The 13420-nt window shown below is 62.4% G+C and carries 12 protein-coding genes; 6 read left to right on the top strand and 6 right to left on the bottom strand.

Annotated elements, in window-relative coordinates; all coding sequences use genetic code 11:
* Positions 1 to 15: 15 nt before the first annotated feature.
* The 4 genes from GIV35_RS07980 to GIV35_RS07965 form a co-directional block, all read right to left on the bottom strand.
* Positions 16 to 1431, bottom strand: coding sequence for a Y-family DNA polymerase (locus GIV35_RS07980; RefSeq protein ID WP_236265262.1), 1416 nt, complete (start codon positions 1429 to 1431; stop codon positions 16 to 18).
* A 7-nt stretch (positions 1432 to 1438) separates the two neighbouring features.
* Positions 1439 to 2053 (bottom strand): translesion DNA synthesis-associated protein ImuA, encoded by a 615-nt coding sequence (gene imuA / locus GIV35_RS07975; protein WP_236265260.1) that lies wholly within the window; start codon positions 2051 to 2053, stop codon positions 1439 to 1441.
* Entirely contained in the window at positions 2053 to 2670 is a 618-nt protein-coding gene (gene lexA / locus GIV35_RS07970) for a transcriptional repressor LexA (RefSeq protein WP_236265258.1), read from the bottom strand. Before lexA ends, imuA begins: the two co-directional genes overlap by 1 nt.
* 183 nt (positions 2671 to 2853) lie before the next feature.
* Positions 2854 to 3441: an NUDIX domain-containing protein gene (locus tag GIV35_RS07965; protein WP_034125680.1), complete on the bottom strand. Its 588-nt coding sequence runs from the start codon at positions 3439 to 3441 to the stop codon at positions 2854 to 2856.
* Between the two features lie 165 nt (positions 3442 to 3606).
* Here GIV35_RS07965 and GIV35_RS07960 point away from each other — a divergent pair, with 165 nt between their 5' ends.
* A complete protein-coding gene (locus tag GIV35_RS07960) occupies positions 3607 to 4533 on the top strand; it encodes an alpha/beta hydrolase (protein WP_198716144.1) in 927 nt (308 codons plus the stop codon).
* 192 nt (positions 4534 to 4725) lie between these two features.
* Here GIV35_RS07960 and GIV35_RS07955 read toward each other — a convergent pair whose 3' ends face one another.
* Complete coding sequence (locus tag GIV35_RS07955) at positions 4726 to 5886, bottom strand: alpha-hydroxy acid oxidase (protein WP_014718172.1); 1161 nt, start codon at positions 5884 to 5886, stop codon at positions 4726 to 4728.
* 120 nt (positions 5887 to 6006) lie between these two features.
* Here GIV35_RS07955 and GIV35_RS07950 point away from each other — a divergent pair, with 120 nt between their 5' ends.
* Positions 6007 to 6792, top strand: coding sequence for a DeoR/GlpR family DNA-binding transcription regulator (locus GIV35_RS07950; protein ID WP_236265256.1), 786 nt, complete (start codon positions 6007 to 6009; stop codon positions 6790 to 6792).
* Positions 6793 to 7220: 428 nt separating this feature from the next.
* Here the strand turns inward: GIV35_RS07950 and GIV35_RS07945 are convergent, their stop codons facing one another.
* A complete protein-coding gene (locus tag GIV35_RS07945) occupies positions 7221 to 8126 on the bottom strand; it encodes a LysR family transcriptional regulator (protein ID WP_236265255.1) in 906 nt (301 codons plus the stop codon).
* A 213-nt stretch (positions 8127 to 8339) separates the two neighbouring features.
* Between GIV35_RS07945 and GIV35_RS07940 the strand changes: the two genes are divergently transcribed.
* From GIV35_RS07940 to GIV35_RS07925, 4 genes are all read left to right on the top strand, one after another.
* Positions 8340 to 8951: a cysteine dioxygenase gene (locus GIV35_RS07940; protein WP_105227097.1), complete on the top strand. Its 612-nt coding sequence runs from the start codon at positions 8340 to 8342 to the stop codon at positions 8949 to 8951.
* Positions 8948 to 10531: a rhodanese-related sulfurtransferase gene (locus GIV35_RS07935; protein ID WP_223024642.1), complete on the top strand. Its 1584-nt coding sequence runs from the start codon at positions 8948 to 8950 to the stop codon at positions 10529 to 10531. The genes GIV35_RS07940 and GIV35_RS07935 overlap by 4 nt, the downstream gene beginning before the upstream one ends.
* 82 nt (positions 10532 to 10613) lie before the next feature.
* Entirely contained in the window at positions 10614 to 11588 is a 975-nt protein-coding gene (locus GIV35_RS07930; protein WP_236265842.1) for an ABC transporter substrate-binding protein, read from the top strand.
* A 10-nt stretch (positions 11589 to 11598) separates the two neighbouring features.
* The gene (locus GIV35_RS07925) at positions 11599 to 12939 is read left to right on the top strand and encodes an LLM class flavin-dependent oxidoreductase (RefSeq protein ID WP_236265841.1); all 1341 of its coding nucleotides are present in this window, start codon (positions 11599 to 11601) and stop codon (positions 12937 to 12939) included.
* The last annotated feature ends 481 nt before the right edge of the window (positions 12940 to 13420 follow it).

The following is a 13420-nucleotide window of genomic DNA, read 5'->3' as shown; positions in this document are numbered from 1 at the left end:
CATCTGAGGGGATGCTCATGCAAACCACCCTTGCAACCACAACCCATCGCCTTGCCCCACCGTGCGATAGGCCCAACCCTGCTGGCCGGCGCGGGTCTGGACCAGGTAATAGTCGCGGCGGACATCGGCGCCATCCCACCAGCCCGATTCAATGCGCTCCGGGCCCATCAGGATCTGTACGCCGTGTTCGGCCAGCAAGGTCGGTTGCGGCAATAACCAGCCTGGGCGGCGGACCTTGTTCAAGCTCGGGCACGCCTGGTGGTCGGTCGCAGCCTGCCAGGCGCATTCGGGGCGATGGTCGGCCTGAAAACGCAGGCCCTGCACCGCCTCATCCCCCAGGCGTGCACGCAGGCGTTCGCGCAACTGCTCCCACGGCAGGGTTTGTTGCGGGCGGTCGTCGAACAGGTCCTGGCGTTGCGGCACGAAGACCGGCAAGTCCTCGGCCACCAGGCGCACACCCCGCACCGGCGCGGTGACCTGTACCTGCTCCAGGCGTCCACGGGCCAGTTCGAACAACATCGAAGGCTCGCGCTCGGCGCTGAGCAGGCCTATCTTGATCACGCTGTCTTGTGCCTGGGCATGTTCCAGGTGCAGGTCAAAGCGCTGCACACCACTGTCACGGCCGCACAGGAACGCGGACAGATCGCCGGTCAAGCGCCGCAAGGGGAACAACAGCGCCTGGTGGGATTGCACATCGAAATTCAACTCGATGCGTGCATCGAACTGGTCGGGTGGTTGATAAAAATCCAGGGCCAATGGCCGTTGCCCGTTCAGGGCGTCGAGGTGCTTGAGCAGGCTGGCGTCAAAACGTCGCGCCAGGGTATGCCGGGGCAAGGCCTGCACCTGGGCCAGGCTGCGCAGGCCCATGCGCGACAAGGCGGTGGCGGCCTGGGGTTCAAGGCCTGCACGGTCGACAGGCAGCGACGCCAGGGCCTGCATCAGGGCGCTGTCATCGGCCACGGCCAGGCCGTCGTAGCCGTTTGCCAATATCCGCGCCGCCGCCGGGTTGGGCGCAGCGACGATGCGATGACGAAAGCCAAGCTCGGTCAGCTCTTTGCGCAAACGCGCCTCAAGGTGCGGCCAGGGCCCGAACAGGCCCAGGCTCGATTCGATCTCGAACAACAAGGCCCGTGGGTAATACAGGCTGACCTGGGAGCTGAATCGGTAGGCCCAGGCGGCCAGAAACTGCTGCAGGCGCTCGATCTCCAGCGGGTCGTATTCGACACAGGCAAACTGCTTGACCAGGGCATGGGCTGCCGTCAACGACTGCCCGGGGCGCAGGCCCAAGGCGCGGGCGGCGGCGTTGACGGTTTGCAACACGCGCCGCTGCGGCGTGCCGGCCAGCAGCGCCAGCGGCTGCTCGGGTTCGGGATGCACACGCTGTGCCCCGTCCAGCGCCAATTGCGGGAAGACAATACACACCCAACGCATGGCAACCTCAATGCCCCGCCAGGGCAATTGGCGCCGGATGGGCCAGCCCGCCACGGCACTTGAGCACCCGCACTTGCGCGGGCCTGGCCTCGACCGCCAGGCGCAGGGCGGCAGGCGAGGCATTGATCGCCTCGCTCAGGGAGCGCCAGGCAAACGCCAGGGTCTGCCCGGTTTCGGCCGCCACCTGCAAACGCCGCAAGGCACGATCATCGGCCTTGCGCGGCCAACACAACACCGCCCCGCAACTGCCAGAACGCAGGCATTGCTCCACCGCCCACAGCGCGTCACGCTCCTCGGCCCGGATGATAGACAGCTGGCGCACATCCACCCCGGCGTTCTGCCACGCATGGGGATAGGGGGTATAGGGCGGCGCCACCAGCACAATGCGCTCGCCCAGGGCCGACAGGCGCGCCAGGGTAGGCAGCACCAGCTGCAACTCGCCCACCCCGTCCTGGGCCATCAGGATTTCACTCAAGGCCGATTCCGGCCAGCCGCCACTGGGCAGCACCGCATCCAGCGCCGCCAGCCCCGTAGGATATACGCTGGCCGGGGGCGCGGCGGGCCGGCCCTTCCAGACTCGCCCGCCATTGAACAGCGAGTCCAGGGCAACCACGGCGCCCATCAGCCTTGCCTCACCAGGCCGCAGAACACGCCTTCGATGGCCAGGTCCTGCTCGGGCCCGACCACGATGGGTTGATAGGCCGGGTTGCGCGGCAACAGGCGAACCCTGTCGCCACTGCGCTCGAAACGCTTGATGGTGACGTCGCCGTCCAGGCGCGCCACCACAATCTGCCCGTTCAAGGCTTCGGCACTGCGGCGCACGCCCACCAGGTCGCCATCGAGAATGCCATCTTCAATCATCGAATCGCCCTGCACCCGCAGCAGGTAATCGGGGGTTTTGGCGAAAGTGGCGGGGTCCAGTTGCAAGCGGCTGTGCACCTCGGCATCGGCGCCAATCGGCCGACCGGCCGCTACACGGCCGAGCACCGGTACATCCAGCCACTCGGGACGCGCAGGTTGATTGAGCAAGCGAATGCCACGGGCCTGGTGGGGGTTGACCTCGATAAACCCAGCTTCGGTCAGCGCCACCACATGCTTGCGGGCAACGCTGCGAGAGGCGAAGCCGAACGCCTCGGCGATCTCGGCGAGGCTGGGAGGCTGGCCTTGTTGCGCGATGCGTTCGCGAATGAAGGTCAGGATGGCGGTGCGGCGGGGAGTCAGGTTTGTCATGGAGTACATTTGTACTCCTGTGGGAAATTTCTGACAATAACCGTCAGTCTGCTAATTGCCAGCTCCCACATTGGATCGCGGGGCATCAGTTATATCTGTCGGCTGCCAGGCCGTCACGGGAGCAAGCTCCCTCGCCACAGATTTAGCGTCGTGCCGAAGTTGTGTAGATAACTATGCACATGAAGGCATACCTCACCACCCCTCTTTCAACATTCGCAGCTCCAGATGCTGCAACAACATAATCGTCTTGCCATCCACAATCTCCCCGCTCTGCACCATCGCCAGTGCCTGCTCAAAGCCCAGCTCCAGTACCTCGATATCCTCGCCCTCTTCTTCCAGGCCTCCGCCCGCTCCCACTCGGTCGCCTGGCTGGTATTCGCCGATAAAAAAGTGAATCCGCTCCGTCACCGATCCCGGGCTCATGAACGCCGCGTAGATTTTCTCAACATGCCCGACGCGATAGCCGGTCTCTTCCTCGGCCTCCAGGCGGATGCGTTCTTCGGCGCTGGCGTTATCGAGCAAACCGGCCGCCGCTTCAATCAGGTAGCCGGGGTAATCGTTGACGAACGTGGGCATGCGGAACTGGCGAATCAGCAAGACTGTGCGTTGCTCACGGTTGTACAACAGGATGGTCGCACCGTTGCCCCGGTCATATACCTCGCGGGTCTGAGCTTGCCAACTGCCGTCGCGACGGCGCAGGTCGAAGCTGTATTTCTTCAGCAGGTACCAGTTGTCCGAGAGGGTTTCTTCGGCGGTGATGCGCACGGGGCTGTTGTTCATGTGTGGGCCTTTGCAGGTAGGGCAGGTTCAAGCCGTCCACCCTATCAACCCGCACGAGGATTGTTCAATGCTGTAACACTTTCATCCGTCACGGCCGTCGCATTAATGCCTACCCGCCCAGGCCATCTGGTAAAACCCGTGCTTCACCTTTGTTCTGGAACCTTCATGTCTTCTGTTTCTATGCCCCGCCGGGGCCTGCGCTGGCTTGTCTGGCTGTGCATGGCCGTGTTGATTGTCGGCCTGCCGGTCGGCTGCGCCGTGTTGCAACACAAGGAGCGCGAACTTGTGTTTCGCATCGAGCCGGGAACCGCCGGCTGGTACACCGGCCTGCCCAAGGCGGTGCAGGAATTCGAACTCAAGCCCGCCAGTTTCAAAGCAGGGCAGAACATTCATGGCTGGTGGTACCCGGCAGCCAACAAAGACGCGCCCGCCATCCTCTACCTGCACGGGGTACGCTGGAACCTCACGGGCCAATTGTTTCGCATCGAGCAATTGCATGCCCTGGGCTTTTCGGTCCTGGCCATCGACTATCGCGGCTTTGGCCAAAGCCAGGGCGACCTGCCCTCGGAAGCCACGGTGTACGAGGACGCACGCATTGCCTGGGAGCGTTTCCAGACCCTGCAACCAGACCCCGGCAAGCGCCTGATCTACGGGCACTCCCTGGGTGGCGCGGTCGCCATCGATCTTGCTGCCGAGTTGGGCAAGCAGGTGCCATTGCCGGTGCGTGGGCTGGTGATCGAGTCCACGTTCACCTCCCTGGCGGATGTCGCCACGGCCGTTGCCAACACCTCATTGCCCGTGCGCTGGTTGCTGTCGCAGAAGTTCGATTCCATCGACAAGATTGCCGACATCCACATGCCGCTGCTGGTGGTCCACGGCCTTGACGACCGCTACGTGCCGCCGCGCTTCAGCCAGCAGTTATTCGAAGCCGCGCAGCAACCCAAACACCTGTTGCTGGTGCCAGGTGCCAGCCATAACAACAGCATGAACCTCGCCGGACGCAGCTATGGGCAGGCGCTGGAAAACCTGATGCGTACGAAGATGCCCGCCCAGGTCGTCACACACTCCATAGGCCGCGATAACGCCTCATAAATATGCTTTTCGGCACTGGGTTCGCGCTTGGCTGTCAAGCGCAAACCCTGGCCATGTTGGCCCGAAATACAAGTTGATCAAATAATGATCTTCGCTGAAATCGCCAACGCTGCCGGGCCTTCGCAAAGTTATCCACAGAGATACCCACGGTTTTCGTGGACAACTCTTTTTATATTTTTACGTTTTTTTTGCTCAAGCCGTGCTTCCAGGAAAGGTACCGGGCAACAGGATTTCGCGATTCACTTCGCGTATATCCTTATAGCCACAGAGCGCCATCGACACGTCCAGTTCGCGGGCGATGATATCAAGCGCCTTGGTCACCCCCGCCTCGCCCATTGCCCCCAACCCATACAAATGCGGGCGGCCGATCATGGTGCCCTTGGCGCCCAGCGCCATGGCCTTGAGCACGTCCTGGCCGGACCGAATACCGCCGTCGAGCCACACTTCAATTCGGTTGCCCACGGCCTCGACAATCGCCGGCAATTGGCTGATGCTCGACGGCGCGCCATCAAGCTGGCGGCCACCGTGGTTACTCACCACCAGCGCATCGGCACCGCAATCGGCCGCCAAGCGCGCATCCTCCACATCGAGAATGCCCTTGATGATCAGCTTGCCGCCCCAGCACCGCTTGATCCACGCCACATCGTCCCAGCTCAGGCGCGGGTCAAATTGCTGGGCGGTCCACGACGACAGCGAACTCATGTCGGCCACGCCCTTCACATGCCCGACGATATTGCCGAAACCACGCCGCTGGGTACCCAGCATGCCCATCACCCAGCGCGGCTTGGTCATCATGTTGAGAATGTTCGGCAGGGTCAGCTTGGGCGGCGCGGACAAACCATTGATCAAGTCCTTGTGGCGCTGCCCCAGAATCTGCAAATCCAGGGTCAGCACCAATGCATCCACCCCGGCCGCCTTGGCGCGCTCGATCAACTGCTCGATAAAACTGCGGTCGCGCATCACATACAACTGGAACCAGAACGGCTGGCCGACGTGCTCGGCAATGTCCTCCAGCGAACAGATACTCATGGTCGACAAGGTGTAGCGCAGCCCGAACGCGGCAGCGGCACGGGCAGTGAGGATTTCGCCATCGGCATGCTGCATGCCCGCCAGGCCAGTCGGCGCCAGCGCCACGGGCATGGCCATGTCCTGGCCGATCATGCTGGCGCGGATCGAACGCTCGTCGATATTGCGCGCCACCCGTTGACGGAACTTGATACGCGCAAAATCAGTTTCGTTGGCGCGGTAGGTGCTCTCAGTCCAGGAGCCGGAATCGGCGTAGTCGTAGAACATGCGGGGGACACGTTTTTGCGCCAGCTTGCGTAAGTCTTCGATGGTTGTGATCAACGGCATCGGGTCACCTCTCCCTGAACTGAACGCAGAGAGTAACCGGCAGGAGCGTAGGCAACCAGCCGTTGCGTTTAGATGGGCCGGCGATTAATCTCGCACAAACCCGCAATAAAGCGCACAAACATGCATAACACTCATCAAGCCATCGACCTGCCTTCCCTGCGCAAACAGAAGATCTTGTTGTTGCTGGAACGCGACGGCAAGGTCACCGCCTCCGAGTTGGTCGAGCATTTTGCCGTGTCCCAGGACACCATCCGCCGCGACCTCGGCGAACTCGCTGCCGTCGGCCTGTTGCAACGCGTACACGGCGGCGCCCTGCCCCGGCCCAAGGACACCGGCAAGGATTTCTTTACCCGTGTCGAGGAAACCAACGAGGTCAAGCGCCACCTCGCCCGCGTGGCGGCGGGCCGGGTTGAAGACGGCCAGATCGTGCTGTTCGATTCTGGCTCCACCACCTTGCAGATCGCACAGTGCTTGCCCCATGCACTGCACCTGACCGTGGTCACGCCATCCCCCATGATCGCCATCGCCCTGGCCGACCATCCGCATATAAAAGTGATCCTGGCCGGCGGCCAACTCAACCCCGCCACGCTCTCCACCGGTGGCCATGACGCGGTGCGGCTGATCCAGAGCGTCAAGGCCGACCTGTTGTTCACCGGGGTTTGCGCACTGCATCCGCAAGTGGGCATCACCTCGCTGCATTTTGGTGAAGTCGCCGTCAAGCAAGCCTTGCTCGACAGCGCGTCCCACGTCATCGCCGTGACCACCTCAGACAAGCTCGGCGCGGTGGAACCCTTTGTGGTGGCGCCTTGCAGCCGTATTCATACGCTGATTACCGAATGGGACGCGCCGGATGTGCAGGCGTATGAACAGTTGGGGTTGCAAGTGCAGCGGGTGGACGTGCAGTGATACAAACCACAATGCGAAGCGAGCCGCTCTTGATCTGCTTTTGATCTTAGGCGCCCCGTTAAACCACGCTGGCCGGAATTCGACAGGGATTTGGGCCCCCCCAAATCACTGGCGGATTACGGGCACACCGAGCCTAGGCGAGGTGCCGAGTGGTGGGGCAAGAGCGTTTTGCTTACTTTCGCGCTTTTCGAAAGTGAGCCGCCGTCAGGGCGGAACCTTAAGTGGCCGTTACCGCAGGAATGGATATGCACTCGGTCTGACAACCTGTGTCGGCTGTCAGGCCGCTATCGCAGGCAAGCCAGCTCCCACAGCTGGATCGCGGGGTGTCAGGTAGGTAAATATCGGCTGGCAGGCCGTCATCGCAGGCAAGCCAGCTCCCACATTGGGTTCGCGAGGTGTCAGGTGGATAGGCGTCGGCTGGCAGGGCGTCAGGCAGCGCTGCGGATCTTGTGCAAAGCATCTGCCACCCATTGACCAAACGCATCCACCGGTCCCTGCAGATTGCCGAGAAAATGCGCATAGATCAGCCACAAATCCATCACCGGTTTGAAGTCCTTGAGGGGCATCGCCGCCAGGTGCTCGCGATGAGCACTGCGTTCCAGCAACGGACGTGGCACCAGGCCAAGGCCGAGGCCGTCGGCCACCAGGCCAAGTTGTAGTTCGGTGCCGAAGGTTTCCAGGTTCACCCGCAGCGCCAGGCCCTGGTCAGACAAGGTGCGTTGCAACCCCGCACGGAACCCGCAACCGTCCGGGTTGAGGATCCAACCGCTCTGGTACACGTCCGCCAGCTTGCAAGGCTTCTTCGGCAACTGCGCCTTGGCACAGACCACTACCAACTCCATCTTGCCGATGGACTCACCGACCAGGTTGTCCGGGAAGATCTTGCCCGCGGGGAACAACGCCACCGCCGCATCCAGTTCGCCGCGTTCGATCTTGCCGACCAATTGGCTGCCCCAGCCGGTGGCAACCTGGGCGCGCAAGTCGGCGTATTCGCTGCGCAGATGCTTGAGTGCGTCCAGCAGCACCACATCGCCGATGGTCTGCGGTACGCCCAGGCGCAGCACGCCGGTGGGCGGTGCATCGGTGGCCACCAGTTCGCGCAGGGCATCCATCTCGCGCAGGATCAACCGGCATTGCTCATAGACACGGGTACCGATCAGCGTTGGCTTGAGGGGCTTGGTGTTGCGGTCGAACAGCTCCACTCCCAGAGCCTGCTCGAAGTTCTGCACGCGGCGGGTGATGGCTGGCTGGGTCAGCTGCAACGACGCGGCGGCATGGCTGATGGACTGGCAACGAATCACCTCGACAAAGGCATCGATATCGTCAATTTTCATTTGGGCCGCACATACAGATCAGTCATTAAGATGTGCGTGAAGCATAGTGGCCGCACACAGGTCTGGATAGCCCAGCCAGTGATCAATAACGTCTAACACTATTCAAAGCGGTTCTAAATTACCTCCGGCTATAAGCTAATCATTAAAAAATAGCATATTAAAAATAAACATTATGCTTAGATAAAAGCATACCAATAGCCCGATGGAATGGTCATGACCCAGGCCCGACACCCCGAGAGACTCAGAGCCTTCATAGGCGCCCTGGCGGAATTGATCGACGGCAACCCGCGTGAAGGCGACCTGCTGCACCGTGGCGGCAAGCTGCTGGCGCAACTGGTCAGCCACGATGATTGGCTGCCCGATGACTTCGCCCAACCCGACCCCGAGCGCTACCAGCAATTTTTGCTGCATGCCGATTCGCGCCAGCGATTCAGCGTGGTCAGCTTTGTGTGGGGGCCAGGGCAACGCACGCCGATTCATGATCACAGGGTGTGGGGGCTGATCGGCATGTTGCGCGGGGCGGAGGTTTCCCAGGGGTTTGCCCGGGCGCCGGGCGGCAGCCTGATAGCGCGAGGCGAACCCGTGCAATTGGTGCCGGGCCAAGTTGAGGCGGTGTCGCCCAAGGTCGGCGATATCCACCAGGTCAGCAATGCCCACGGCGACCAGGTGTCCATCAGCATCCATGTATACGGCGCCAATATCGGTGCGGTGCGCCGGGCGGTGTATCAACCCGACGGCAGCGAAAAACTGTTTATCTCCGGTTATTCCAACGCCTATCTCCCGAACATCTGGGACCTGTCCAAAGAAAAGAGCCCTGCCCTATGACCACCCTATCGACCCGCAGCTTTGCGCAGATTCGCCAGGCCCTGTTGGCACGTGAAGAAGTCGCGCTGATCGACGTGCGTGAGGAAGCCCCCTTTGCCGAGGCCCACCCGCTGTTCGCCGCGAATATCCCCTTGTCCAAGCTGGAACTGGAGGTGTACGCGCGCATTCCACGCCGCGATACCCAGGTCACCCTGTACGACAACGGCGAAGGGCTGGCCCACCGCGCCGCCGAACGCCTGGTTGCACTGGGCTACACCCAGGTCAGCCTGCTGGAGGATGGGCTGGACGGTTGGCGCCGGGCCGGTGGCGAGCTGTTTATCGACGTCAATGTACCCAGCAAGGCGTTTGGCGAACTGGTGGAGAACCAACGTCACACGCCGTCCCTGGCCGCCGAAGAGGTCCAGGCCCTGCTCGACAGCCAGGCCGATGTGGTGGTGCTCGATGCGCGCCGTTTCGACGAATACCAGACCATGAGCATCCCCACCGGCATCAGCGTGCCGGGAGCCGAGTTGGTATTGCGCGCCCGTGAGCTGGCGCCCGATCCGGCCACGCGCATTATCGTCAATTGCGCCGGGCGCACCCGCAGCATTATCGGCACCCAGTCGTTGATCAACGCCGGCCTTCCCAACCCGGTGGCAGCCCTGCGCAACGGCACCATCGGCTGGACCTTGGCCGGGCAGACCCTCGCCCATGGCCAGGCGCGCCGCTTTGCGCCGACCGCGGAAAACCATCGCCAGCTCGCCGCCCAAGAGGCCCGTGGTGTTGCCGACAAAGCCGGGGTAAAACGTGCAACGCTCAATGACCTGCAGCGCTGGCAACAGGACGCGACCCGCACCACCTACCTGTTCGATGTGCGCACCGTAGAAGAATTCGAAGCCGGCCACCTGCCGGGCGCCCGCGCCACCCCGGGCGGGCAACTGGTGCAGGAGACCGACCACGTTGCCAGTGTGCGCGGTGCGCACCTGGTACTGGTGGACGACGACGGCGTGCGCGCCAATATGTCCGCGTCATGGCTGGCCCAGTTGGGCTGGCAGGTCTCGGTGCTGGACGATCTGCAAGCCACGCACTTCAGCGAACGCGGCGCATGGGTCGCACCAGCGCCGCCACCGCCCCAGGCCGAACTGATCAGCCCTCACACCCTTGCCGACTGGCTCAGCCATGGCGACACGCAGGTGCTGGACTTCACCGCCAGCGCCAACTACGTGAAACGTCATATCCCGGGCGCCTGGTGGGTGCTGCGCGCGCAACTGCCCGAGGCCCTGAGCAAGGTACCGAGCGCCCAGCGCTACGTGTTGACCTGCGGCAGCAGCCAACTGGCGCGCCTGGCCGTGCCGGAAGTCGAGGCCCTCACCGGCAAGCCGGTCTTTTTACTGCAGGACGGCACGGCCGGCTGGGTCCACGCGCAATTGCCCCTTGAGTCAGGCGAAAGCCACCTGGCTTCCCCGCGTATCGACCGCTACCGCCGCCCCTACGAAGGCACCGACAACCCACGGGAAGCCATGCAAGCTTACCTGGATTGGGAGTTCGGCCTCGTGGAACAACTGGCCCGCGACGGCACCCATGGCTTCTACGTGATCTGATTCAGCGCTGCATCATTTCGCCCAACCGACCCCTTCTCCAGGCGGAGGTATCTCCCTTTACCCAACGCCTGGAGTTTTTCCCATGCTGTATGCCCTCCCATTCAAACGCCTGCTGTGGGGCGCCGCCCTGGCCTTCGGCCTGCTTTCCACCGTCCAGGCTGGCGACCTGCAACCGCTGCGCGTGGCCAACCAGAAATCCACGATCAAGGCACTGCTGGAAGCCTCGGGCGAAAGCCAGAACGTGCCTTACGAGATCAAATGGTCGGAATTCCCCTCGGCCTCGCCCCTGGGCGAAGCGCTGAACGCCGGCGCTGTGGATGTCGGCGCCCTGGGCGATGCCCCTTATGTGTTCGCCCTCGGCGCCGGTGCCTCGATCAAGGTGATCAGCATTATCCATGCCGAAGGCCGTAACACCACCGCGCTACTGGTGCCCAAGGATTCACCGATCAAGACCGCGGCCGACCTCAAGGGCAAAAAAATCGTCACCGGACGCGGCTCCATCGGGCACTACTTGGCGATCAAGGCCCTGAACGATGCCGGGCTGACCACCCAGGATGTGCAGTTCATCTTCCTGCTGCCCGCCGAGTCCCGGCTGGTACTCGACAACGGCACCGCCGATGCCTGGGCGACGTGGGACCCTTACACCACCGTGGTCACCTCACAGAGCAATGCTCGCGTGCTGGTGAGCGGCAAGCACCTGCTGAGCAATCATCTGTACTTCGCCGCTACCGGCCAGGCCATTGCCGACAAGCGTGTGCAACTGGACGACTTTGTCGCCCGCATTGATCGCGCCTACGCCTGGGCCAATACCCATCCCGAGCAATACGCCGCTGCCCAAGCCAAGATCACTGGCCTGCCACTGGCCGTGCATATCGAAGTGGCCCAGGACACCCATCTTTCCCCGGTCACGATTGACGATACGGTGATCCATGGCCTGCAAGCCACCGCCGACACCTATGTAAAAGAAGGCCTGCTGAGCCAACACATCGACGTCTCCCAGGGCTTCGATTCCAGCTTCAACGCCAAGCGTATCCCCCTCGAACAAGCCTCGCGCTAAGGAGCAGAACATGAGCAAGCCACGTCAATTGAAACTCGGTGCCATGGTGCACGGTGTCGGCCACGGTTGGGGCGAATGGCGCCACCCGCAGGCACAACCCGACGCCAGCACGAATTTCGGCTTCTACAAGCAGCAGACCGAACTGGCCGAAGCCGCCCGGTTCGACTTCGTGTTCATCGCCGACAGCCTGCATATTCACCCCAAGTCCAGCCCCCATTACCTCAACCGTTTCGAGCCGCTGACGATCCTCTCGGCCCTGGCCGCGCTGACCACTCACATCGGCCTGGTCGCCACCGTGACCGTCAGCTATACCGAGCCTTACCAGGTAGCACGTCAGTTCGCCTCCCTGGACCACATCAGCGGCGGCCGCGCCGGCTGGAACGTGGTCACCTCGTGGCTGAGTGGCACCGCCGATAACTTCGGCAAGGCCGAGCATCCGCCCCACGCCGTGCGCTACCGCATCGCCAAGGAACACCTGAATGTCGTCAAGGGCCTGTGGGATTCCTGGGAGGACGATGCCTTTGCCTATAACAAGCACAGCGGCGAATTCTTCACTCCGGGCAAGTTGCATGCGCTTAACCACAAGGGCGAATTCTTCTCGGTCAAAGGCCCGCTGAACATCGCGCGTTCGCGCCAGGGCCAACCGGCGATTTTCCAGGCGGGCACTTCGGAGGATGGGCGTAACTTTGCCGCCGAAAACGCCGATGCGATTTTTGTGCATGTGGAAACTATCGACGAGGCCAAGGCCTACAGCGCCGATTTGAAACGCCGCGCCAAGGGCTTTGGCCGCGACCCGGACAGCCTGTCGATCCTGCCGGGTATCCGCCCGATTGTCGGGCGCGATGCCGCCGAAGTGGAAAGCCGCTACCAGCAAGCCGTGGCGCTGGTCACTGTGGAAGACGCCATCGTCGCCCTCGGCCGGCCGTTCAACGACCATGATTTCAGCCAGTACCCGCTGGATGCGCCCTTCCCTGAACTGGGCGACCTGGGCGCCAACAGCCAGAAAGGGGGCTCCGAACGTATCAAGCAACTGGCCCGTGACGAAGGCCTGACCCTGCGCGAAGTGGCCCTGCGTTTCTCGCGACCCCAGCGCGACTTTGTCGGCACCCCGGAACAGGTCGCGGATGCCATTCAGATCTGGTTCGAGAGCGGCGCCAGCGATGGTTTCATCATCAATTCGGTACTGCCGGATGGCCTGCAGTATTTCACTGAGTGGGTGGTGCCGGTGCTTCAACAGCGAGGGTTGTTCCGTACCGAGTACAGCGGCCACACCCTACGGGACAATCTCGGCCTGGAAGTGCCAGCGAACCGCTACAGTTTGGTTGAAACCCACGAGAAAGCGCTGGCCTGAACACATTCCCCTGTGGGAGCGGGCTTGCTCGCGAAGGCGTTGTGTCAGTCACTGAATATTCAACTGAGCTACCGCTTTCGCAGGCAAGCCAGCTCCCACACTGGTCATGTATTGCCCACAAAAAATCAGCGCCTGGCACAGATCCCTGTGGGAGCGGGCTTGCCCGCGAAGGCGGCGTGTCAGTCACTGAACATTCAACTGAGCCACCGCTTTCGCAGGCAAGCCAGCTCCCACAATGGTCATGCATTGCCCACAAAAATCAGCGCCTGGCACAGATCCCTGTGGGAGCGGGCTTGCCCGCGAAGGCGGTGTGTCAGCCACTGAATATTCAACTGAGCCACCGCTATCGCAGGAAAGCCAGCTCCCACAATGGTCATGCATTGCCCACAAAAATCAGCGCCTGGCACAGATCCCTGTGGGAGCGGGCTTGCCCGCGAAGGCGGTGTGTCAGCCACTGAATATTCAACTGAGCCACCGCTAT

It is taken from the genome of Pseudomonas sp. PA-1-6B, from assembly GCF_021609545.1.
Classification (GTDB): Bacteria; Pseudomonadota; Gammaproteobacteria; order Pseudomonadales; family Pseudomonadaceae; genus Aquipseudomonas; species Aquipseudomonas fluorescens_BV.
The sequence above is the reverse complement of the archived record's forward strand: the minus strand, read 5'-3'. Positions and strand labels throughout refer to the sequence as shown.